The sequence below is a fragment of the Diaphorobacter aerolatus genome, from assembly GCF_014489535.1.
Taxonomy (GTDB): domain Bacteria; phylum Pseudomonadota; class Gammaproteobacteria; order Burkholderiales; family Burkholderiaceae_C; genus Diaphorobacter_A; species Diaphorobacter_A aerolatus.
On record NZ_CP060783.1, the window covers coordinates 4,894,099 to 4,914,777 of the forward strand.

The 20,679-nt window shown below is 58.1% G+C and carries 24 protein-coding genes and 2 pseudogenes; 16 read left to right on the top strand and 10 right to left on the bottom strand.

Annotated features, from left to right (window positions below; all coding sequences use genetic code 11):
* Position 1 precedes the first annotated feature (1 nt).
* The 9 genes from H9K75_RS25815 to H9K75_RS22980 all read left to right on the top strand — a co-directional run bounded on the left by H9K75_RS25815 (position 2) and on the right by H9K75_RS22980 (position 6,826).
* The gene (locus H9K75_RS25815) at positions 2-346 is read left to right on the top strand and encodes an AAA family ATPase (protein ID WP_449757724.1); all 345 of its coding nucleotides are present in this window, start codon (positions 2-4) and stop codon (positions 344-346) included.
* 61 nt (positions 347-407) lie between these two features.
* On the top strand, positions 408-875 hold the full coding sequence (locus H9K75_RS25820) for an AAA family ATPase (protein ID WP_449757725.1): 468 nt from the start codon (positions 408-410) through the stop codon (positions 873-875).
* On the top strand, positions 865-1,788 hold the full coding sequence (gene repC / locus H9K75_RS22950) for a replication protein C, IncQ-type (RefSeq protein ID WP_226858413.1): 924 nt from the start codon (positions 865-867) through the stop codon (positions 1,786-1,788). Before H9K75_RS25820 ends, repC begins: the two co-directional genes overlap by 11 nt.
* 598 nt (positions 1,789-2,386) lie before the next feature.
* Positions 2,387-2,665 carry a TraK family protein gene (locus H9K75_RS22955; protein WP_187724258.1) on the top strand — a complete coding sequence of 93 codons (279 nt, stop codon included), beginning with the start codon at positions 2,387-2,389 and terminating at the stop codon, positions 2,663-2,665.
* 322 nt (positions 2,666-2,987) lie between these two features.
* On the top strand, positions 2,988-3,359 hold the full coding sequence (gene traJ, locus H9K75_RS22960; RefSeq protein ID WP_187724259.1) for a conjugal transfer transcriptional regulator TraJ: 372 nt from the start codon (positions 2,988-2,990) through the stop codon (positions 3,357-3,359).
* A 194-nt stretch (positions 3,360-3,553) separates the two neighbouring features.
* Positions 3,554-4,339: a P-type conjugative transfer protein TrbJ gene (gene trbJ, locus H9K75_RS22965; RefSeq protein WP_187724260.1), complete on the top strand. Its 786-nt coding sequence runs from the start codon at positions 3,554-3,556 to the stop codon at positions 4,337-4,339.
* A gap of 15 nt (positions 4,340-4,354) precedes the next feature.
* A complete protein-coding gene (gene trbK, locus H9K75_RS22970; RefSeq protein ID WP_187724261.1) occupies positions 4,355-4,624 on the top strand; it encodes an entry exclusion lipoprotein TrbK in 270 nt (89 codons plus the stop codon).
* Entirely contained in the window at positions 4,621-6,270 is a 1,650-nt protein-coding gene (gene trbL, locus H9K75_RS22975) for a P-type conjugative transfer protein TrbL (RefSeq protein ID WP_187724262.1), read from the top strand. The genes trbK and trbL overlap by 4 nt, the downstream gene beginning before the upstream one ends.
* Before the next feature lie 322 nt (positions 6,271-6,592).
* A complete protein-coding gene (locus H9K75_RS22980; protein ID WP_187724263.1) occupies positions 6,593-6,826 on the top strand; it encodes a type I toxin-antitoxin system ptaRNA1 family toxin in 234 nt (77 codons plus the stop codon).
* 222 nt (positions 6,827-7,048) lie between these two features.
* Here the strand turns inward: H9K75_RS22980 and H9K75_RS24465 are convergent, their stop codons facing one another.
* Genes H9K75_RS24465 through H9K75_RS22990 form a run of 3 tightly spaced genes read right to left on the bottom strand, consistent with a single transcriptional unit; the run spans position 7,049 to position 7,734 of the window.
* Complete coding sequence (locus H9K75_RS24465; protein WP_226858414.1) at positions 7,049-7,213, bottom strand: helix-turn-helix domain-containing protein; 165 nt, start codon at positions 7,211-7,213, stop codon at positions 7,049-7,051.
* A 48-nt stretch (positions 7,214-7,261) separates the two neighbouring features.
* On the bottom strand, positions 7,262-7,396 hold the full coding sequence (locus tag H9K75_RS24945) for a hypothetical protein (RefSeq protein WP_264293922.1): 135 nt from the start codon (positions 7,394-7,396) through the stop codon (positions 7,262-7,264).
* Positions 7,393-7,734 (bottom strand): XRE family transcriptional regulator, encoded by a 342-nt coding sequence (locus H9K75_RS22990; RefSeq protein WP_226858415.1) that lies wholly within the window; start codon positions 7,732-7,734, stop codon positions 7,393-7,395. The genes H9K75_RS24945 and H9K75_RS22990 overlap by 4 nt, the downstream gene beginning before the upstream one ends.
* Before the next feature lie 191 nt (positions 7,735-7,925).
* Here H9K75_RS22990 and H9K75_RS22995 point away from each other — a divergent pair, with 191 nt between their 5' ends.
* The 5 genes and pseudogenes from H9K75_RS22995 (at position 7,926) to H9K75_RS23015 (ending at position 11,675) form a co-directional block, all read left to right on the top strand.
* Entirely contained in the window at positions 7,926-8,495 is a 570-nt protein-coding gene (locus H9K75_RS22995; RefSeq protein WP_187724264.1) for a recombinase family protein, read from the top strand.
* A 46-nt stretch (positions 8,496-8,541) separates the two neighbouring features.
* Positions 8,542-9,432 (top strand): sce7726 family protein, encoded by an 891-nt coding sequence (locus H9K75_RS23000; RefSeq protein ID WP_187724265.1) that lies wholly within the window; start codon positions 8,542-8,544, stop codon positions 9,430-9,432.
* Positions 9,433-9,493: 61 nt separating this feature from the next.
* Positions 9,494-10,384 (top strand): annotated as a pseudogene (locus H9K75_RS23005) (sce7725 family protein).
* Between the two features lie 5 nt (positions 10,385-10,389).
* Entirely contained in the window at positions 10,390-11,430 is a 1,041-nt protein-coding gene (locus tag H9K75_RS23010; RefSeq protein ID WP_187724266.1) for an RES family NAD+ phosphorylase, read from the top strand.
* Between the two features lie 44 nt (positions 11,431-11,474).
* The gene (locus H9K75_RS23015; protein WP_187724267.1) at positions 11,475-11,675 is read left to right on the top strand and encodes a hypothetical protein; all 201 of its coding nucleotides are present in this window, start codon (positions 11,475-11,477) and stop codon (positions 11,673-11,675) included.
* 221 nt (positions 11,676-11,896) lie between these two features.
* Here H9K75_RS23015 and H9K75_RS23020 read toward each other — a convergent pair whose 3' ends face one another.
* A complete protein-coding gene (locus H9K75_RS23020) occupies positions 11,897-13,126 on the bottom strand; it encodes an HNH endonuclease (RefSeq protein WP_187724268.1) in 1,230 nt (409 codons plus the stop codon).
* 253 nt (positions 13,127-13,379) lie between these two features.
* Positions 13,380-14,198, bottom strand: coding sequence for an alpha/beta fold hydrolase (locus H9K75_RS23025; RefSeq protein WP_187724269.1), 819 nt, complete (start codon positions 14,196-14,198; stop codon positions 13,380-13,382).
* 123 nt (positions 14,199-14,321) lie between these two features.
* On the opposite strand from H9K75_RS23025, the pseudogene H9K75_RS23030 reads away from it, so the two are divergent.
* Positions 14,322-15,096 (top strand): annotated as a pseudogene (locus tag H9K75_RS23030) (heparan-alpha-glucosaminide N-acetyltransferase).
* Between the two features lie 151 nt (positions 15,097-15,247).
* Here H9K75_RS23030 and H9K75_RS23035 read toward each other — a convergent pair.
* From H9K75_RS23035 to H9K75_RS23055, 5 genes are all read right to left on the bottom strand, one after another.
* On the bottom strand, positions 15,248-16,033 hold the full coding sequence (locus tag H9K75_RS23035) for a peptidylprolyl isomerase (RefSeq protein ID WP_187724270.1): 786 nt from the start codon (positions 16,031-16,033) through the stop codon (positions 15,248-15,250).
* Between the two features lie 66 nt (positions 16,034-16,099).
* Complete coding sequence (locus H9K75_RS23040; RefSeq protein ID WP_187724271.1) at positions 16,100-16,363, bottom strand: BolA family protein; 264 nt, start codon at positions 16,361-16,363, stop codon at positions 16,100-16,102.
* Positions 16,360-16,926, bottom strand: a complete 567-nt coding sequence (locus tag H9K75_RS23045; protein WP_187724272.1) for a septation protein A — start codon at positions 16,924-16,926, stop codon at positions 16,360-16,362. The genes H9K75_RS23040 and H9K75_RS23045 overlap by 4 nt, the downstream gene beginning before the upstream one ends.
* Before the next feature lie 10 nt (positions 16,927-16,936).
* A complete protein-coding gene (msrB, locus tag H9K75_RS23050; RefSeq protein ID WP_187724273.1) occupies positions 16,937-17,347 on the bottom strand; it encodes a peptide-methionine (R)-S-oxide reductase MsrB in 411 nt (136 codons plus the stop codon).
* Complete coding sequence (locus H9K75_RS23055) at positions 17,344-18,849, bottom strand: protein adenylyltransferase SelO (protein ID WP_404826451.1); 1,506 nt, start codon at positions 18,847-18,849, stop codon at positions 17,344-17,346. Before H9K75_RS23055 ends, msrB begins: the two co-directional genes overlap by 4 nt.
* A gap of 182 nt (positions 18,850-19,031) precedes the next feature.
* On the opposite strand from H9K75_RS23055, the gene H9K75_RS23060 reads away from it, so the two are divergent.
* The gene (locus H9K75_RS23060; protein ID WP_187724275.1) at positions 19,032-20,669 is read left to right on the top strand and encodes a 3-(methylthio)propionyl-CoA ligase; all 1,638 of its coding nucleotides are present in this window, start codon (positions 19,032-19,034) and stop codon (positions 20,667-20,669) included.
* The last annotated feature ends 10 nt before the right edge of the window (positions 20,670-20,679 follow it).

Sequence of the window (20,679 nt, forward strand, 5' to 3'; positions counted from 1 at the left end):
CATGGCGATTAACGTCCTGGCGGCGTTCGAGTGCGAACCGCCGGTGCTGGACTTCATATGGCCGGGCTTCCTCGCGGGAACCGTCGGCGCGCTCGTCGCCCCAGGAGCCACGGGCAAGAGCTTCTGGGCGCTGGAAGCGGCCATGAGCATCGCATGCAGCGTTTCCGGCGGCGATCTTGTGGGCCTGGCCCCGCACACACCGGGCGCGTGGTTTATCTCGCTGGGGAAGACCCGCCGCCCGCGCTTGTGCGGCGCATTCACGCCATCGGCCAGCACCTCGGACACGCGGCACGCCAAGCCATCGCAGAGAACCTTGCGCTTGAGCCGATCATGGGCAAGCGCCTGAACGTCATGGACGAGGCTCACTTGCGCCGCGTCATCGAGTACAGCGCCGGGCGAGGCTGATCGTGCTGGACACCCTGAGCCGCATCCACGCCCTCGATGAGAACAGCAACGGCAACATGGCCCACCTCGTGGCCGTGCTGGAGCAGGTCGCGGCTACCACGGGCGCATCCGTGCTCTACCTGCACCACGTCAGCAAGGGAAGCGCCCGCGAAGGGCATACCGACCAGCAGCAGGCCGCGCGTGGCGCGTCCGCGCTGATCGACAACGCCAGGTGGTGCGGTTACGTCGCCCGCATGACTAAGGACGAGGCGAAGCGCCTCAGCGACCGCGCCCATGACCGGCAACCCATCGAGGATGAGCGGCGCGGCTACTTCGTGCGCTTCGGCGTCAGCAAGCAAAACTACGACGCCACGCCGCTTGATCGCTGGTACATACGGCACGCCGGCGGCGTGCTGGTGCCGGTGGAGCTGTATGAGGCCAGCAGGAATGAGGAAAGACGTGATAGTCGGAGGCGAGGCGATGGCTTTTGACCTCACCCATGCCAGGCACGACCCAATGCACTGCTTGGTCCCCGGCTTGTTCCGCAGTCTCAAGCGCGGCGAACGGAAGAAGCTCAAGCTCGATGTGACGTATCACTACGCCGAAAATGAACTGGCGCGGTTCGTCGGCTTCGAGCCTCTTGGTGCTGATGACATGCGGCTGCTGCAAGGTCTTGTGGCTCTTGGAGGGCCGAAGGGCATCATCCTGACGGCAGAGCCAACAGCGGACTTGCCGAAGCAACTCCGTCTATTCCTTGAGCCGAAGTTCGATGCGGTAGGGCAGGATGCGCTTGTCGTGCGCGAGAGCATGACCAGTCTGCTAGGCGAAATCGGCTTGACCGATGGCGGCGACAACATCAGGGCGATCAAAGCGTGTTTGCTGCGCATGACAAACGTGACAGTGATGGTCACCAAGGGGATCAAGCACAAATCTTTTCACCTGATGAGCCATGCCTTCGATGAGGGAGATGGACGGCTATTCGTCGCGCTGAATCCTCAGATTACGGAGGCGATTCTTGGGAGGCGTCCGTATACCCGCATCGATATGGCCGAGGTACGGGCGTTACAAACCGACCCGGCCCGCTTGATTCACCAGCGTCTATGCGGCTGGATCGACCCGGGCAAAGCTGGGCGTGTGGAGCTGGATACTCTATCTGGTTACGTCTGGCCGGACGAGACAAACGCCGAGGCCATCAAGAAGCGCCGCCAGAAGGCTCGCAAGGCTTTGGCCGAGCTTGCCGCCGTGGGCTGGAAGGTGAGCGAGTATGCGGCAGGGAAGTGGGAAATCGGCAGGCCGAAGCCCGTAGTAACGTTCCCCAAGCTCCGTAGCAATGCTCCCTTCACCCGTAGCAACGTTCCCCGCCTCAAATCAGAAAACACAGCAACGGCGCGGGCTTGCGGCTAGTTCGTAAATTCCATCCATGATCTTCCAAGATCATCCACTAGGCGCGGCACTTGGCGCTGCCCTAAAGGGCGACGCCAAGCCCTTGCCAATGGGCCGGCCATTCGGTCTTTAAGTTTTACGCCAGAAGAGTGGTCAGCCCCGACCGCTTTTTTAGCGGCTAAAACGCTACGCCCCTCAAGTGTCAATGACTGGTGTTGTATGTTGTAGCGCGCTACAACATACAACAGTGCGATTTCGATACCCTGTCGCATATGAGGCCGGCCCACTTTTTGCGCGCCGACCGAGCTGCAACACCGTCACTTCTGGCGATGCTGGCCACCGTCACCATTTCCGATGGTGACCACAGCCATCCCCATTTCTGACGATGGCGACCGAACTGTCTGTTGACACTTGAGGGCCATGCTGGGAATCCCCTGGGCCTACTCCCTCTTGGCGTTCAACTCTTCCGTGATGCTGACTGGACGGCCATCGCTGTTTCGATGGGCGTGCTTGTGTCATCGGCTCCATGTCAACCAACTTGGCCAATTATTGGAATGTTGTGCAGGCCGGCACTCCGTAACCTTCGGAGTAGTTCAGTTGATAACGGAGGTTTACGGACATGACGACTACAGAAAGCAGCTACCCGGAGGAGCTGGCTGCGCGGCTCGCTCATAAGCAGCAGACTTCACAGCTAAAGCGCAGGGACTACTTGGCCTTGTTCATGGCGGTGCGCTCGGACGTGACGGCAGCGATGGAGGCTGGCTACGCGCTCAAGATCATCTGGGAATACATGCGCGAGAGTGGGCGCATTCCTTTCCGCTACGAGACCTTTCTGAAATACGTTTGCCAGCACATCACCAATGCGCCGCCCGGTTCGACGAGTCAGAACACGAAGTGAGGAAAGACCCGTGCCCAATCGCTGCAAGTGCACGGCTGATGCACTGTTATTGGTGGTTGGATCGCTGTAAGCGCGCGGAAATGGGCCATTTCCTTCCCATTTTCACGCTGCGGACGCGCTGTTGCGCAGCAATGGGGCGCTTATAGCGCGAGATTCGATGAATCGTTCGATGCAAAAACAACGCCATAAGGCGGGCAGGATGTGTGAAGTAGGCCCACCCGCAAGCGGGTTGTCCTTCTTCACTTCCCCTCATTCGCGCCGGGGGCGCTCAACGGGGCATCCTGCTCTGCGAGGCTGCCGGCTACCGCCGGTTGGAGGACACATGGGCGACGAGAAACAAATCACCAGGAAGGGCAGCCCGCCGATCAAGGTGTACTGCCTTCCCGAAGAACGCGAATTGATCGAGGCGAACGCCAAGATGGCCGGAATCAGTGTGGCGCGCTACCTGCGCGACGTAGGGCAGGGCTACCAGGTCAAGGGAGTCATGGACTATCACTACGTGCGCGAGCTGGTGCGCGTGAATGGTGATCTTGGCCGCCGGGGCGGATTGCTCACGCTCTGGCTGACCGACGATCCGCGCACTGCCCGTTTCGGCGATGCAACGATCCTCGTCCTATTGGGTCGGATCGAAGCTACCCAGGACGAAATGAGCCGGCTTATGAAGTCGGTAGTGCAGCCGAAGGCCAAGCCTTGAGCGTTTTAGCGGCTAAAAATCTGATGGGCAGTGTCATGATCGAACGATAGGGGTATAGAAGCATCGATACGCAATGACGCCGTGACATAAACCAAAAAGGCCGGGCTTTGGTGTCGCTCTGGTCAAGTACCGATTAGCTACGTGGCGCAGCTACTCGATGACCCTGAATGCCACTTTCAGAAAGGTTTATCGACATGAAGAAGCATCGCTTTTTAGCGGCTAAAACCGCGCTCGCCGCCGTCCTGGCCGGCAGTATCGTCATCACCCCGGCGCAGGCCGGCATCCCCGTCATCGATGGCGGGAACCTGGTGCAGAACGTCATGACGGCCATCGAGTCGGTGGCGCAGACGCTCAAGCAGATTGAGCAGTACCAGACCCAATTGCAGCAGTACGAAAACATGCTGCAAAACACGATGGCCCCGGCCGCGTATATCTGGGATCAGGTGCAGTCCACGATCAACGGGCTGATGAATGCCGTCAACACGCTGGACTACTACAAGACCCAGCTCGGCAGTCTCGACAGCTACCTGGGCAAGTTCCAGGACGTGGCCTATTACCGTGGCTCACCGTGCTTCTCGGCCGCTGGGTGCTCGGATGCCGAGCGCATCGCGATGGAGCAAAACCGCAACCTGGCGAGCGAGAGCCAGAAGAAGGCGAACGACGCGCTTTTCAAGGGCCTGGAGCAACAGCAGCGCAACCTTACCACCGATGCTCGCCAGCTCGAACGGCTCCAGTCGGCCGCGCAGGGTGCGAACGGGCAGATGCAGGCCATCGGCTTCGCCAATCAGCTCGCCGCCAACCAGGCAAACCAGCTCCTGCAAATCCGTGGCTTGCTGATCGCGCAGCAGAGTGCCGCGACCGCCAGGATGCAGGCCCAGGCCGACCTAGAGGCGCAACAACAGGCCGCCGGCGCGACTTCCAGGGAATCCAGGATCGAGCGCACTGCCAGCCCGAGAAACTGGCTCGAACTGACCCGCTGACGGAGGCCCTGCACCATGAAGAAAACGATGCTGCTTGCCGGCCTCGCGGTGGTGCTGGTGGCTGGCTGCGACAACAAGCCGGCCATCCCGCCCATGCCCGAGGTCAATGACACAAATTGCCAGATCGAGGCGATCAAGAAGATAGTGGACAAGGCCACGCGCGAGAAATTCGCCGGGCTGTGCTCGCGTCGGTCGCCGGCCGCCGGCGGCATCGCGCCGACCGAGAAGCCCATGAATTGGCTCGAACTGGCCGACCCGAAAGACCTGAAGGAGGTGAAGCCATGAAAGCACTGCACAAGGCGGCGCTGATCGGCATCGCTCTCGCGCTCTACTCCACCGCCGCATCGGCCCAGCTCACCAACCAGGGGATGCTTGACCAGGTGGTGACGGAGTTCACCACGCGGGCCATGTCCTGGCAGACGGTGGTGATGACTGCCGCGATGTTCCTGTTCTGGACGCTGGGCACGATCTCGCTGGTTTTCACGTTCGGCTTCATGGCGCTACGCAAGGCCGACATTGGCGAGTTCTTCGCCGAGTTCATCAGGTTCATTCTGTTCTTCGGCTTCTTCCTCTGGCTGCTGCGCAACGGCCCGGCCTTCGCCAACTCGATCATCCAGTCGCTGGCCCGGATTGGTGAGCAGGCGTCCGGGGTGGCATCGGTGACACCCTCGGGCATCGTGGATATCGGCTTCATGATCTTGAAGCAGGCATTCAGCAACTCGTCGATCTGGTCGCCCGTGGATAGCTTCATCGGCGTGGCCTTGAGCCTCGGCATCCTGATCCTGCTGGCTGTCGTTGCCATAAACATGCTGCTGCTGCTCGTCTCGGGCTGGCTGCTGATGTACGCTGGCATCTTCTTCCTCGGCTTCGGTGGCTCGCGTTGGACTTCGGACATGGCGATCAACTACTACAAGACCGTGTTGGGCGTGGCCGTGCAGATCATGACGATGGTGCTCCTAGTCGGCATCGGGAATGACCTACTTACCAGCTTCTACGCCAGGATGAACACCGGCACGCTGAACTTTGAAGAGCTGGGCGTGATGCTGGTTTTTTGCGTGACACTGCTCATGCTGGTCAATCGTGTGTCCCCTCTTGTCGCTGGCATCATCACCGGCTCGGGAATCGGCGGCGCGGGTGGCTTCGGCAACTTCGGCGCGGGTGCTGCCATCGGTGCGGCTATGGGCGCGGCGAGCATGGCCACCGGTGCGGCAAGCGTGGCCGGTGCAGCCGTGATGGGTGGTGCAGCCTCGGCCGCTGGCGGTATGTCGGCGGTCAAAGCAGCGTTCGAGAAAGCGGGATCGAGCGCCGGCGGCGAGTCGGGCGGGATGCCCATGCTCGGCGGCGGCTCCGACTCCGGCAGCGATGCAGGCTCGTTTGCACAAACTGCTGGCTTTGGTGGCGGGGCAAGTTCAGGTGCGGGCACCACTACACCACTTGCGCAGGCCGCCGGTTTCGGCAGCAGTTCGGGCGGCTCGGGTGGCGGCAATGGGCAGCAGTCCGGTAAAACGGGTGGAGGTTCCAGCTCGAAGGGTGGCGACGAAGCCGGCCGCAAGAATGCCCAGCAAAGCGGCCAGCAGGCCGCATCAGGCAGCACCGGCCCCGGCATGCTGGCATCCGCCGCGTCGGCGCTTGGCGCAGCGGGCCGCGTGACGGCCGACGCCGGCGCGAACCTGATGCAAGGCGTCGGCGAGGTTGCGAAGGCCAAGGCTGCCAGCATCCGCGATGCCGCGGTCGAACGCATCGCCGACACCACCGGCGGGAAGATCGCGGCGGCTATCAGGGCGAGCGCGGAGAGCGACCAGGCCGCCGTTGTCGAGTCGGTGCCGACATTCGGCGGCAACAACTTGGCAGGGACCGATTCGGCCGCTGCTGATCCTGATGATGAAGTGGCCGCGTTCGCCAACCGCAAGCACGGTAAATCGGAGGCGTGACTATGAAGGGTAGTGGCTTTTCGATTGCCTGGAGTTCGACTAAGTTCAGCGTCAGGCGGTGGAGTTTGAGCGACCTGGCGATCAATCAACCGAGCTTGATGCAGTGATGGAGATAGCAGCCTTCGCTGATCGCTCAACTCCGTCTGCAATCGAGGCCACGAGGCCGGCGGCCAAGTCATCGAGCAACAGTTACAGCGGCAGCAACAGGAATACGCCGCTGGCTGAGGCCGCCGGCTTCTACAGCAGCGGCCAGAGATAAAGCGCGCCGGCCGGCGTGGGGCCGGCCGACACTTCCACAACCCACCTACCACAGAGGTGAATCATGGCAACCTTGAATCCTACCAATGCAATCGCAACCCAGGCAGTTCATCATGCGGCCGCGCAGCTCGCGGCCCTGGACTGGATCGACCAAGAGGCGGCGCGGCAACTCTCGCCAATGGCCGAGGCCGTCGCCAATATGTTCATGATGCTGTACTACCAAGCCGAGACGGGGCAGGCCACGCGGGACGATTTTCGCCAAGCCCTGGATGCGGTGCGGCAATCACTCACCGCGTAGGCTCTCGCACCAGGAAACAGCAAGGGCGGCCGATGGCCGCCCTTGTCGTTTTCGGGCCTGCATCGCCGGAAGCGGCGATGCGCGCCGGCGTGCTCGAGCATCGCCAGATCGAGCGATGACGGCCGCCCTGCACCTTTCCCTTGGCGTGGATCTCGCATCGTCATTTCCGGCGATGAGGTCCACCTGCAGCACCGCCAGAAATAGCGATGCTGGCCAGCTTCGCTATTTGATGCCGTGCATGGCCCGCGCACGTGCCGCAACTTCGCGGGCGTGCTCGATATAGGCCGGGTCGGCCGTGGCTTCGGCATCGGCCAGAAACGCGGCTATGGCTTCGGCGGTTTGCAAGTCCTCGGGCAGCAGCTCACGGCCAACTGCAGGGGCATCCATCCATTCGCGCTGCTCCGGCGGCAATGGATACCGGCCGGGCGCTTCGGCTTAGGCCAGCAGCTCATTGAGCGTGTAGCGCACCCGGTCGGCCGAGACGGCGCGGGCCGAGTCGGCTTTCAGCGCGTCATGGGCCGGGCCGGCCTTCTGATGCAGCCAGGTTTCCAAGTTCTTCGGGTCAATCATCGGCCGGCCTCATCGAGCAGCGCCGCCAAGCGTTCCAGGCCATCGACCGAATGCGCACGGAAGTGGCCGGTCAGCAGCTCGCCCAGCTCGGCCAGCGTCAATCCAAGAGCCGCCGCCGCTTGGTCGTTCGACAACTGCCGCGCCGCGATGGTCTGGCTGATCTTGGTTACAAGCGTGGCCTTGGCCTGCATTTCGTCGGCGTCGGGGCGGCCCAGGTCGGCATAGACGTTCGTGCTGCCATCGTGAGCTTCCGGCGTGTCGTCAGCATTCAGATCGGCGAGCAGCTCGGCAACCGTGGCAAACCGCCCCGAGACGCGAGCGGCGCGGGCATCCTTCATTGCCTGAATCGTTGTTTCGTTCGGGATCAGCGGCGGCTCCCCGTGTCTTTGCTGGCCATGCTCATTCCCTTGGGGTGATGTTCATCAAACGGTGGTTTTTTGGACATTAGCCAATGCTGCGTTTTGGCATCGCCAAGACTGGTAATAAGTGTTAAGATACCCGTCAACTTTTCAGTGTTCTGAACGCGTCAATGAATCAACGCATTGGATACGCTAGCGTGTCGACCGATGACCAGCACTTACACTTGCAGCGAAGCGCGCTCAAGCAAGTCGGCTGTGGGTTGATCTATGAGGAAGCCGCCAGTGGCAAAACCGCTACTCGTCCAGAGCTTGAGCAGTGCCGGAAGGTGCTGCGGGCGGGGGACACCCTTGTTGTTTGGCGACTCGATCGGCTAGGCCGCAGTTTGCCTGACTTGGTTCAAATCGTTGCCGATCTTGAACAGCAGGGAGTCTACTTTGAAAGTTTGACAGAGAAAATCGAGACAGGCAGCGAAGCGGGTAAGTTGACGTTCCATGTGTTTGCAGCGCTTGCAGAGTTCGAGCGCAGCTTGATCCGGGAACGCACACAGGCAGGCTTAGCTGCTGCGCGCGCTAGAGGTCGAGCCGGCGGTCGGAGGCCAAAATTGGACGAGCAGCAGGTGCGCGAAATTAAGGTATTGTTGCGTGATCCTGGTATCCATGTGGCAGACGTGGCTCGCAGGTACGGTGTGTCTCGAACAACCTTGTACAAGCATGTGGGCGTCATCGCTCCGAGGCTATGAGAGCGAAGAATGCCAGCGAGAATTATTTTATGGTTGAGGTGAGAGAATGAAGGCTCACAGCTCAGCACAGCTTTCTGCTTTGACTCGGCTGTTCTCTGCGGCTGTTTTCAGAGAAATGGCGAAGAAGGGCCAGTCTGGCTTGTTTCGTTGCCTACTCGGACAGACCGATTTGATTGAACATCTTGATCAAAGCGCGACCGTTGGAGACACCTTCGACTCTGCGTTCGATATCTTGAAGATTGTGGGGCATCGCGATGAGTATATCTATCGAGCAGCGATCACTCAAAAAGTCTTGATGGGGACACATTCACTCCGCACTGCCTCGATGCTCAACGAGTTTCGTATCGGGAGTTGCAAGGCTGATCTCGTTATCTTGAATGGAACGGCGACAGTATACGAGATTAAGTCTGAGCGAGATTCGCTTGCGAGACTTGTTAATCAAGTCGAGAACTACAAGCGTGTCTTTGCAACGGTTAATGTGATTGCAAGCGAAGGGCATATTCAAAGCGTTTTGGACATAATCCCGAAAGATGTTGGGGTGCTATGCCTCTCTAAGCGATACAGAATTACATCAGTACGTGAAGCTGAGAATTGTCCATCGCGGATTTGTCCCGTGGCAGTGTTTGAATCGTTGCGAATGGCCGAAAGCATAGCTGTTTTGCAAGCGATGGGGATAGAGGTGCCGGAAGTTCCCAACACGCAAAAACATGCCGCAATGCGCGATCTATTCGCTAAAGTTGATCCCGTCCTTTTGCATGTCGAGATGGTGCGAACGCTCAAGCAAACACGCAATCTTGCTCCGCTCAGTGACTTGGTCGATCGTTTGCCGAAGTCTTTGCAGGCTGCGGCGTTGTCGATGCCCGTACACCGTTCTGAGCATTCGAGACTGATTGACGCTACAGCAACCCCGCTGCGCGTGGCCATGACCTGGAATTGATCGCCGTATGTACTATCCCTATTTCCGAGGAAAACAGTTCGAGCTCATCACAATCCGCGAGATGGCGAAGTTACTCGCTGAAAAGGAGTTCATACCTGTCATCGAGCCAGTGCGAGAGTCACTCGGTGGACTCAAGAGGACTTTGGCGGCAGTATGCGATGCTGGGGGGCGCGCAATCGTCATTGTGAATCCTTATCACGGAGACCATCAATAGGATGGGGTCGGTATTACGGCTCTTCTGCAAGAAGATTTCAAGGATTTCGATAATATTTCCGCTGGCATTCTTCTGCGTACGGACATGACCGTCGATGCGGTAACGGCTTGCTATGGCCAACATGTTGATCATCAACCTGTTTTAATTCACGCGGGTTTCACGGCGCCCAAAGCGTTGGCAGTGGAGTTTGGGGAACGGGTGTCCGGTCTCACAAACGTATTCATAGAGGATCACGCCAATACGCTCTACCGCAAGCATTTCGAAGGAAGCACACGCATCCTAATTCGCGACGGCTTTAAACGGCGTAAAAACTCTGAATTTGCCAAGATCCCAGTCGAAGAGTTCTCCGAGCTTCATCTGACTTTTCAGAGCGATCTCGGAATGAATGGCTTCGGCGATTTCTTGACGGTTGGCGATGCATATTCCGATGGTGGTGGTCCTGCCTATGCCGTTGCAATCCACCTGACCTTCATAGATCCGAATGCAGACGAAGTAATGCACATCTATCACTTCGTCTCTACTACGAATGATACGCCGACCGATCCCGCTGGAAAATTCGCGCAGGCCTTGGCGAAGCTGATCGAGAAATTGGATGGCGGCGCTTCACACATTCTTGAAACTAGCGCGATCCAGGAATTTCGTAGTCTTCACGCTAAGGGGCACTTTCCCGGCCTTGGATACGTTAAAAAACTCTCGATGAAGCATCATATTGAGACGCTTGCGGCTTACCTAAGCTGATTGCTATGGCAAAGCGTTTTTGTTGCCCGGAGTGTTTCGATGATCGCGCCCTGCGCGACCAGCTTTTTCCTTCGCTCGATCCTAGTCATGGGACATGCGACTTCTGCGGGACCACTGAAACCCAGCTCGTTGAGCCAAGCAGACTCGCCAATTATTTCGAGCTTTTGATCAATGTTTATGAGCCTAGCGATGACGGGGGGTCGCTGGTCGAATGGATGAAGGACGATTGGCTGCTTTTCAGTCATCAGCGCATGGACGTCGCCCATGCGAAGGAACTTCTCGGCGAGATTCTTGATGACGGTCAGATCGTTAGGCGTGGTTTTGTTCCATCGGCCAGTTACATAAGTGAGGGCCTCGCGCAATGGGACAAGCTACGGGACGAGATGATGTATGGAAATCGCTGGTTCCTCAATGTTGCTATAGATGAGGAACGTCTTCGTCGGTTGCTCGAGATGCTGATCGCCAAGAATTTACCTGAGCAATGGTATCGTGCGCGAATTCGTATTGACGAAGAGGCTTTCCCAATTGCTCAAATGGGGGCGCCGCCGAAGCGACGTTCTTCGCATGGAAGGGCCAATCCAGCGGGTATTCCATATCTTTATCTTGGGTCCCTCCCTGAGACTGCTGTTGCTGAGATTAGGCCCCACACCGGCGAATCTGCTTGTGTCGCTGATTTCAGGATTCCTCAAATCCAGGCCGTCGACTTGCGTAACCCGCGAAAGCTTGTGTCACCGTTCATCTTGACGGATGCAAGTGAGATTGGGCAGTTGCGTGCCGACCTGCCTTTTCTTGAGCGCCTAGGTAATGAGTTGACGAGACCAGTTCAGCCAGCAGGTGCGGCGATCGACTATATTCCGAGCCAGTATCTTTGTGAATTCATAAAAAAGAGCGGCTTCGACGGCGTTGTTTATCGCAGTTCTGTTAGTGACGGCATCAATCTTGCACTTTTCAATCCCGCTCAGGCGGTTGGCGGAGATGTGATGCTCTACAACGTGACGAAGGTGTCAGTCCACGTAGCTGAGGACAACGCAGCTGCGCATGCCTAATCGGCGAGGCCGTTCGAACTTGGTGGAACACAGAGGATAAGAGCATGACAAAGCTACACCAGGATGACCAAACCGAGCCGTGTTTCATAACCGACGGCGCGCCGTCCTGCGACCTGCCGCGCCCTCCGCACCGGACCATGAACCTGCAGCAAATTCTGGCGGGCCTCACCAATGACGAGTTGGCCAGGTGGCCCGGCGAGTTGGCCGACGCCGAGCGGGAGAGGCGGCGCAAGGCTGGAGGTTGAACGTGATCCGGGTGGCTAGCTCAACTTCTCTGGCATCGCATGGTACTTACAATGGCATCGTGTGAGTGCATTGAAGTAGAATGTTGATTTAGAAGAATATTTTCCTATTGACGATAATCGAGTGGGAGTGATGGTGAGGCAAAAAACCAGCGCAAGCTTCATTCGTGAACGCACTCGGCGGGAACTGGCGTTGGAACTCTACCCGAATTCTATGTGAGTGCTTATTGCGTTGACTGGTTGATATCTTTGACTCGAAGTTGTCTAAAAATGCCCTGAAGTTGCTTTGAATTAGTGCCGAAGTGAGCCTCTTTGTGATGAGCTGGGCATAGACAGACAACATTTTCAAGGTTATCCGCACCTCCGTCAGCGAGCGACTTTATGTGATGTACTTCGCAGTAAGGCATATCGTCCACTCCAAGAAAATGCTCATGATTGCACTCCTGGTATTCGCAATGAAAATTCGCACGTAATTTTGCAATTGCAACCACTAGCGGATTTCGCTCGTAGATATTTACGATAGTTGCTTTAGAGATTGGAAGTGAGGTACCTGATTTCTTTAGATTTTTTCTCTGTTGTTCGTAGGCATTCAGAAGGCTACTCAGTCCACGCTTTTCGAGTCTTTGAACTTCGCGCTCAAAGCTTTCACGTTCGTCACGTATCTTGGAATACTGTGTGTAGTGGCGTTGAGTTTGAGGTTCCCAAATTCGTGAAAACTCGCTTCGAATCGCATCTTCATCAAGCTTGTTGGTTTGCGTATTGAAGAATTCGGCCCATACAAGCTTATCCATCGCGCCAGCTCCGAACATGCCCTTCCGTGTATCCCGAGGATCTAAGGCACGGTAATTCATAACCTTGTTATATACACCGGGCATTGCACGTCCAGAAATTCGGGAGAATAGTTCCACAGGACGGCCCTCCAGCTTAGAAATTTCTTTGCCTAAAGTTTCCACGTAGGCCCATAGACCGCCAATTGACTCGTCTCGATTCCAATTTTGACCGGTACGAGACCACAATTTACGTAGTCTATCTTCTTCTGGTTGAGAAATTTTAAAGTTCCGTTCACTCGAGTTTGAAAACATGGGAATAGTTTTCAAAATCGAATCGTCTTTTAACCATTCGCGACGCAGTTCCTCTTTTTTATTCGCTGTTCGTTCGATCTGAAGCCATACCCGCAGTTGAAGGGAAGAACCGTTGTCTGGACTGATCTGATAAGCGATCGATTCTGGCTCGCACGGTATGCACTCCGGATTTGTTAGCACCGTGGCAGAGGCCAAGATTCCACTGTGTTTCATTCTTGATCCAAATTCTGCACGGTATAAGTAGACAGTGTCCCCTACCCGAGTTTGTTCTGAGTTGCGACTCAGTGCCCATGTAATAGCACCCGGAGCTGATGCAAGGTACCCGTCTAGATTGAATTTTGCGGGGTCACTTTGGAAGATCCATGCTGCCATTGCTTTTGTCTATATTTTTTCCTTTGTCGATTGTAGTGTTTGTTTTGGCTGGATGATGTATTGATAGTTTTTTGCCTATGCCACTCTGAGAGATTCTGAGCGGAGTCGGTCCAAAGAAAGTCGGCACATTGAAGGCCGCACCTAAGGCGTAGCGCGCCGTTTCCAATGATCAAGGTGTATTGAATTGACGGCGGTCGGGTGCCTACCTCGCCGTTGCCAATTGTTCATTGGCGGCTTTGGGTGCAGCCGTTCATCATCCACACCTCTTTTCCAAGCGCCCCAAGAATGCGATAACCGCATCATTGAATGCCTCGGGACGCTGCCATGGTGCGAAGTGGCCGACGTCTGGTAAAAGTTCGAACGTCGCGTCGGGCAGTGCGTTGGAAAGGTACTCCAAATGCTCGCGCGCAATGAATTCCTCGTGCTCGCCCACGCACACCGTCACTGGAACATCAATGCGCGCGAGCTGTTCCGGTGTGTAGTTTGGCTCGTTAGATTGCATGGCCTGGACTGCTTGGAAGATTTTGTCAAAGTCGGCGGGCGCTGGAGACAGTTCGGCGTACTGTTGGCGGTGATATGCCAATACCCGCTCGACCCGGGCCGTCATCTCGAACGGTTTGGTTCCTGACGAGTCCACGTTGCATGCAAAGAAGAACAGCCCGCGCACACGTTCAGGGGATTCGTCCGCCAGGATCACGCCGATGTCGGCACCGTCGCTCCATCCCACAAACACGGCTTTGGGAATCTTGAGGTGATCGAGCACCCGGCGCACGTCAGACGCCATCAGGGTGTAGTGAAACGGGTGCCCGTTCCACGAACTGCGGCCATGACCACGGCTGTCTATTGCGATGATGCTGTACCCGCCTTTGATCAGCTCGGGGACCAGATGAGCCCAGTTCCCGCTATTGCCCATGCCGCCATGCAACAGCACCACGGGTGGCCCGGAGCCAAACACCGAAAACCAGATATGTGATGTTTTCCCGGTGGCATCAACGTATTCGGTGCGCACCGCAGGGGGTAGTGCGGGAAGACCCTGTTTTTCCAGTTTAAGCAAGTCGTCGTCGTGTTCCAAAGCCTGTTACTCCGTCGCGTGTGGTCAGTGGCCACGTGAATGTCGTGTGAAGTCAGCTGTTTTGAACCTATTGTCCGTGCATTGAAATATTCGACGATGTCAGCCCGTACCGATAATATTCACATGCATTCCCAAGCACCCAAGCCGCACTCCGCTTCCCGTTACGCAACCATAGACGCCCTGCGCGGGGTTGCCATGGTCTGGATGACTGTTTTCCATTTTTGCTTCGATCTGGCGCATCTCGGGCTGTGGCAGCAGAATTTTTTGCTTGATCCGTTCTGGACTTGGCAGCGGGTTGCCATCGTCAGCCTGTTTTTGTTCTGCGCCGGATTGGGGCAGTCGATTGCGTATGTGCAAGGGCAGAGCTGGCAGCGTTTTTTCAAGCGGTGGCTGCAGGTTGCGGGTGCGGCGTTGCTCGTAAGCATTGGCTCGTGGCTGATGTTTCCCGAGAGTTTTATTTATTTTGGCGTGCTGCACGGAATTGCCGTGATGCTAGTGATTGTTCGGCTCACGTCCTCGTGGGGCGTTGGCTTTGGCTTGCGGGGCTGCTCGCCGTGGTGTCGCCATGGGTTGCTCAGTGGTGGCTTGGCGCGGCGGGTGGTCAAGAGTGGGCCGAACTGATGAACAGCCGGGCGCTGAATTGGCTGGGCTGGATCACTCGCAAGCCGTTTACCGAGGATTATGTGCCGGTGTTTCCGTGGCTCGGTGTGATGTGGTGGGGCATGGCCGCAGGGCAGTGGATTCAGCGCACGCACGCGCGGTGGCTGAGCGCGACGCTGGCGCCCGGGCGGGCCTTCTTTCGTTGATGGGGCGTTGGAGCCTGAGCTACTACCTGCTGCACCAGCCGGTGTTGCTGGGGCTTTTGAGTGGTTGGGTCTGGTTATTCGGGCGGGGGTGAGCGCACCCGCTTTGGGTTCAAAAGTGACGAGGCATAAAAGCACAAAGCCCGAACCATGTCGGGCTTTGTGCTTGACTCGGTGGCGGCTGCTGCCTAGAGCGGTGCCTGGCAGCTTTCGTCCTGTCAGTTCAGCAGCGGTCGGATGCGCCGATCACTGAACCTTGGCCTTGCTGCGCAGGTCTTCCTGGAACTTGGCGAGCTTGGCTTGTTGCAGTTGCTGGGCGATCTGTGGCTTGACTTCGTCGAGCTTCGGCAGTTGTGCGTCGCGTGTGTCGTCGAGGCGGATGATGTGATAGCCGAACTGGCTCTTAACCGGCACGGCGGTCATTTCGCCCTTCTTGAGCTTCACGAGTGCTTCGGTGAATTCGGCCACGTAGTTGCTGGGATTGGCCCAGTCGAGGTCGCCACCGCGAGCGCCGGATCCGGGATCCTTGGACTCCTTCTTGGCGATGTCTTCAAACTTCGCGCCCTTGTTGATCTGGGCAATGATCGACTTGGCTTGATCTTCGTTCTCGACCAGGATATGGCTGGCCTTGTATTCCTTGCCGGAATTGGAGGCGACGAACTTGTCGTATTCCGCCTGGATCTCGGCGTCGGTCACCGGGTTCTTCTTCTGGTAGTCGGCGAAGAGTTCGCGAATCAGAATGGTCTGGCGAGCCAGTTCCAACTGGGTCTTGTAGTCGGCCGAACCTTCGAGGCCGCGCTTCTTGGCTTCCTGCATGAAGATTTCGCGGGCGATCACTTCTTCCTTGATCTGACCTTCGACTTCAGGGGTGATCGGACGACCGGATTTTTCCACCTGCAGCTTCAGGGCATCTGCGCGTTCTTTGGGAACCGGCTTGCCGTTCACGATCGCCAGGTTCTGGGCGGACACGGGCAAAACCACGGTGCCCAGCAACGCTGCGGCCACGAGGCCGGACATGAGCTTTTTCTTCATTCGAAATCCAAAAAAAGGAAATGTTTTTGCAGAACTTGCGTTCCGCGACCGGCGACGCCGGCCTGTTCAAAGAATTTCAATGGCAATGGCATGCGCACCGTTGTCGATGAAAGTCTGTAGCGAATCATACACAAGCCGATGCCTGGCTACCCGCGGCCTGCCTTCAAACATGGGTGACGCAATGCGTACACGGAAGTGTGTGCCAAAACCTGTGCCATTGGCGCCAGCGTGCCCGGCATGCAGGCCGCTTTCGTCAATGACTTCAAGCTGAGTGGGAGCCAGGGTGCGGGCCAGAAGTTCCTGCATGTTCGCGGCGGTCACTTCGATCATGGCTTGGCGTCCTCGATCCGCTTGGGGTCTTCGCCTTCTTCCTTGACGTGGCGGCTCAGGTAGATGGCCTGGCCGATGACGAACACGATCATCAGTCCCATGCCGCCAAACAGCTTGAAGTTCACCCAGGTGTCGGTGTCGAAGTTGAAGGCAACCCACAGGTTGAGCGCGCCCATCACGGCGAAGAAAACCGTCCAGCCGTAGTTGAGGTTCTTCCAGACCGGATCGGGCAACTGGATTTGCGAGCCCATCAATGTGCGAATGAAGTTCTTGTTGAAGGCAATCTGCCCCACGAACAGCACGGCGCCCATCACCCAGTAGAGCACGGTGGGCTTCCACTTGATGAAGTCCTCGTTGTGCGCGAGCAGGGTAGCGCCGCCAAAGAGCACGATGATCACCAGGCTCACCCACTGCATCGGCTCGGTCTTGCCGGTCTTGATGCGCATGTAGGCCAGTTGCACCACTGTGGCGGCAATCGCCACGCCCGTGGCGACATAGATTCCCCACACCTTGTAGGCGACGAAGAAAAGGATGATGGGGAAGAAGTCGAGTAACAGTTTCATGGAGACATTGTCATTTGTTCGGATCGAAATCCAGCGAGGCCGAATTCATGCAATAGCGCAGGCCGGTGGGTGTCGGGCCATCGGGGAACACATGGCCCAGATGCGCGCCACATTGTGCACACACGGTTTCGGTGCGAATCATGCCGTGGGTGTGATCGACGATTTCCTTGATCGAGCCCGGCACGGCTTCGGAAAAGCTCGGCCAGCCGCAGCCCGCGTCGAACTTGGTATCCGAATCGAACAGCTTGTTGCCACAGCAGACGCAGTGGTAGCTTCCGTCGGCCCAGACGGTCTCGTATTTGCCGGTGAACGGGCGCTCGGTGGCGGCATGGCGCGTGACCTGGAAAGCCGCAGGTTCCGCACCTTTTTCGGCGAGCAGCTTTTGCCAGTCGGCGTCGGTTTTTTCGATGGGGTAGGTCATGACGAACAACTGATGGAAATCTGTGAAGCCCAGTCGGGCGGAAAGTCCGCAAAGCTCTCGTGCTGCGGGTGCTCTGCAAATGGCGTCGCGAGCACGGTTTGCAAGGCGTGCACCAGGCTGAAGTCCTGCTCGCGTGCCGCGCGGATCGCCATTTCTCCGAGGTGGTTGCGCAGCACGAATTTCGGGTTCACGTCGAGCATGGATCGTACTGCGTCGTGATCCCGGGCCTTTGGCAATCGCACATTGTGCAAACGGGTAAGCCACTGGTCGAAATCCTCCCGATGCAGGAACAGATCGCGAACCGGGGTGTATTCCTCCGAAGTCGAGGCATGGGCTAGGGTGCGCCAGAAGATCGTGTAGTCGACCGCATCTTGCGCCATCAGACCCAGAAGACTTTGCAGCAGAGGCGCGAATCGGGCGTCCTCGGTGGCTTCGGCGGCGAGCCCGAGTTTGGCCGCCATGCGCAGCTTGAATTCGCGCGCAAAGGCCTCGGGATACGAACCCACGGCCTCGCGCGCGACTTCTTCCTCTCCGATCAACGGCAGCAGCGCCTGCGCGAGGCACAGGAGATTCCAGTAGCCGACGTTGGGTTGCTGGTCGAACGCATAACGGCCACGGTCATCGCTGTGGTTGCAGATGTGGCCGGGCACATAGGCGTCGAGAAACTGGAAGGGCCCGTAGTCGATGGTGAGGCCGAGGATGCTCATGTTGTCGGTGTTCATCACTCCATGGCAGAAGCCGACGGCCTGCCATTGCGCGATCAGCGCTGCCGTGCGTTCGCTCACCACATGAAGCAACGCCGCATAGGCATTGCCCGCAAAGCCAGGGCTGGTGCGGCATTCGGGGTAGTAGCGGTCGATCACGTAGTCTGCGATCGCCTTGAGCGATGCTTCGTCGCCGCGCGCGCTGAAGTGCTCGAAATGCCCGAAGCGGATGAAGCTCGGCGCGACCCGCGCGACGACGGCTGCGGTCTCCACCTGCTCGCGATACACCGGCGCGGCGGAACCTGTGACCGACAGCGCGCGGGTAGTCGGAATGCCCAGCGCATGCATGGCTTCGCTGCACAGATATTCCCGGATCGATGAGCGCAGCACCGCACGGCCATCACCCATGCGCGAATAAGGTGTGCGCCCACTGCCCTTGAGCTGGATTTCCTGCCCGGCCTGCGTCTCGCCGAGAGTGATCGCGCGACCATCGCCGAGCTGCCCGGCCCAGACGCCAAACTGATGGCCGCTGTAGACCGTCGCGTAGGGGTGCATCCCAGTCTCGACGAGATTCCCCGTGAGCATCTGCAGCGCCTCGTCGGTCTGAAGCCAGCGAGGATCGATTCCGGCCATTTCGGCGACCTGCGGGTTGCGGCCCACCCAGTAAGGTTCTGGTAATGGGGTAGGGCGAAGCTCGGTAAGAAACCGGGCGCCAAGATCAGCAAATCCCGAAGCCCGCCACGGCGGGCCCTGCAGAGCCGAATCCTGCGTGGAAGAACCGTCGGACGAAAGAGTCAGATTCATGAGGCAATTGTCCCAAACTCACGATGACCGGTCACCCATAAGGCCATGCCTTATTTGCTGCAATGCACAACAAGCCGCGTGCCTTAGGCGACAGTGTTTTTCGTGTTTCCACCCGTAAGTGCGGATACCATGGCGCGATTCGCACCACTGACCCAAAAATATCAAGGAGCACAAGCATGCTGGGCCTAATGCAGAGTCAACCCCTGCTGATTTCTTCACTGATTCAGTTTGCCGAGCGCCACCACGGCGATGCGGAAATCGTTTCGCGCCGCGTGGAAGGAGACCTCCATCGCTACACCTACCGCGACCTGGCCCGACGTGCCCGCCAACTGGCCAACGCGCTGGATGCGGACGGCGTGGCGTCCAGTGATCGCGTTGCGTCGCTCGCGTGGAACGGCTACCGCCACATGGAGCTGTACTTCGGCGTGAGCGGCTCGCAGCGCGTGCTGCACACCATCAACCCGCGCCTGCATGCGGAGCAGGTCACATGGATCGTCAACCATGCAGAAGACCAGATACTGTGCTTTGACACCAGCTTTCTGCCCATCATCCAGGCCATTCACGACAAGTGCCCCACGGTGAAGAAGTGGGTGGCACTGTGCGACGCCGACAAGCTGCCGGCCGACAGCGGTATTCCCAACCTCGTGTCTTACGAGGCCTGGATTGGCGCACAGAGTGATGTCTACGTCTGGCCTGAGTTCGACGAAAACACCGCATCGAGCCTGTGCTACACGAGCGGCACCACCGGAAATCCCAAAGGCGCGCTGTACAGCCATCGTTCCACGGTGCTGCATGCATTCGCGGCGGCGCTGCCCGATGTGATGAGCATCTCCGCGCGTGACGCGGTGTTGCCCGTCGTACCGATGTTCCATGTGAACGCTTGGGGTACGCCCTACATGGCCGCGCTCACGGGTGCCAAGGTGGTGTTCCCTGGTCCGGCGCTCGACGGCAAATCGGTATATGAACTGATCGAGGCCGAAGGCGTCACGATGGCAGCGGGCGTGCCCACGGTCTGGCAGATGCTGCTGAACCACGTCAGCGCCAACCAACTGAAATTCAACACGCTCAAACGAACCATCATCGGCGGCTCTGCCTGCCCTCCGGCGATGATCGATGCGTTCCAGGATCAATACGGCGTGACCGTGCTGCATGCCTGGGGCATGACGGAAATGAGTCCGCTGGGCTCGCTTTCCACGCTCAAGAACAAGCACCTGCATCTGCCCAAGGACGAGCAGATGAAACTGCTGCAAAAGCAGGGCCGGGCATTCTGCGGCGTCGATCTCAAGATCGTCGATGCCGAGGGCAGGGAACAGCCCTGGGACGGCAAGAGCTACGGTGACCTGATGGCGCGCGGCCACTGGGTTTTGCAGAGTTACTTCAAGGGTAGCAACCCGCTGGTGGCGGACGAGAACGGACGCGGCTGGTTTCCCACGGGCGATGTGGCCACCATCGATCCGGACGGCTTCATGCACATCACCGACCGCACCAAGGATGTGATCAAGTCCGGCGGCGAATGGATCAGCTCCATCGACCTCGAGAACATCGCCATGGCCCACCCCGCCGTCGCAATGGCCGCCTGCATCGGCATGCCGCATCCCAAGTGGGACGAGCGTCCCATCGTTGCCGTGGCGCTCAAGCCCGGCAAGCAACTGACGCGTGAGGAATTGCTCCAGTTCTACGAAGGCAAGACCGCCAAATGGCAGATTCCCGATGACGTGGTGTTTGTGGAAGCCATTCCGCTCGGTGCCACGGGCAAGATGCTCAAGACCAGGCTGCGCGAGGATTTGAAGGGCTACAGGCTGCCCGGGCTGTAGGCAGAACCCA

What these genes read in the sequence shown, in the direction of transcription:
- H9K75_RS25815 (WP_449757724.1), top strand. Translation starts at nt 2, where the DNA reads ATGGCGATTAACGTCCTGGCGGCGTTCGAGTGCGAACCGCCGGTGCTG.
- repC (WP_226858413.1), top strand. Translation starts at nt 865, where the DNA reads ATGGCTTTTGACCTCACCCATGCCAGGCACGACCCAATGCACTGCTTG.
- H9K75_RS22955 (WP_187724258.1), top strand. Translation starts at nt 2,387, where the DNA reads ATGACGACTACAGAAAGCAGCTACCCGGAGGAGCTGGCTGCGCGGCTC.
- traJ (WP_187724259.1), top strand. Translation starts at nt 2,988, where the DNA reads ATGGGCGACGAGAAACAAATCACCAGGAAGGGCAGCCCGCCGATCAAG.
- trbJ (WP_187724260.1), top strand. Translation starts at nt 3,554, where the DNA reads ATGAAGAAGCATCGCTTTTTAGCGGCTAAAACCGCGCTCGCCGCCGTC.
- trbK (WP_187724261.1), top strand. Translation starts at nt 4,355, where the DNA reads ATGAAGAAAACGATGCTGCTTGCCGGCCTCGCGGTGGTGCTGGTGGCT.
- trbL (WP_187724262.1), top strand. Translation starts at nt 4,621, where the DNA reads ATGAAAGCACTGCACAAGGCGGCGCTGATCGGCATCGCTCTCGCGCTC.
- H9K75_RS22980 (WP_187724263.1), top strand. Translation starts at nt 6,593, where the DNA reads ATGGCAACCTTGAATCCTACCAATGCAATCGCAACCCAGGCAGTTCAT.
- H9K75_RS24465 (WP_226858414.1), bottom strand. Translation starts at nt 7,213, where the DNA reads ATGGATGCCCCTGCAGTTGGCCGTGAGCTGCTGCCCGAGGACTTGCAA.
- H9K75_RS24945 (WP_264293922.1), bottom strand. Translation starts at nt 7,396, where the DNA reads ATGATTGACCCGAAGAACTTGGAAACCTGGCTGCATCAGAAGGCCGGC.
- H9K75_RS22990 (WP_226858415.1), bottom strand. Translation starts at nt 7,734, where the DNA reads ATGAAGGATGCCCGCGCCGCTCGCGTCTCGGGGCGGTTTGCCACGGTT.
- H9K75_RS22995 (WP_187724264.1), top strand. Translation starts at nt 7,926, where the DNA reads ATGAATCAACGCATTGGATACGCTAGCGTGTCGACCGATGACCAGCAC.
- H9K75_RS23000 (WP_187724265.1), top strand. Translation starts at nt 8,542, where the DNA reads ATGAAGGCTCACAGCTCAGCACAGCTTTCTGCTTTGACTCGGCTGTTC.
- H9K75_RS23010 (WP_187724266.1), top strand. Translation starts at nt 10,390, where the DNA reads ATGGCAAAGCGTTTTTGTTGCCCGGAGTGTTTCGATGATCGCGCCCTG.
- H9K75_RS23015 (WP_187724267.1), top strand. Translation starts at nt 11,475, where the DNA reads ATGACAAAGCTACACCAGGATGACCAAACCGAGCCGTGTTTCATAACC.
- H9K75_RS23020 (WP_187724268.1), bottom strand. Translation starts at nt 13,126, where the DNA reads ATGGCAGCATGGATCTTCCAAAGTGACCCCGCAAAATTCAATCTAGAC.
- H9K75_RS23035 (WP_187724270.1), bottom strand. Translation starts at nt 16,033, where the DNA reads ATGAAGAAAAAGCTCATGTCCGGCCTCGTGGCCGCAGCGTTGCTGGGC.
- H9K75_RS23040 (WP_187724271.1), bottom strand. Translation starts at nt 16,363, where the DNA reads ATGATCGAAGTGACCGCCGCGAACATGCAGGAACTTCTGGCCCGCACC.
- H9K75_RS23045 (WP_187724272.1), bottom strand. Translation starts at nt 16,926, where the DNA reads ATGAAACTGTTACTCGACTTCTTCCCCATCATCCTTTTCTTCGTCGCC.
- msrB (WP_187724273.1), bottom strand. Translation starts at nt 17,347, where the DNA reads ATGACCTACCCCATCGAAAAAACCGACGCCGACTGGCAAAAGCTGCTC.
- H9K75_RS23060 (WP_187724275.1), top strand. Translation starts at nt 19,032, where the DNA reads ATGCTGGGCCTAATGCAGAGTCAACCCCTGCTGATTTCTTCACTGATT.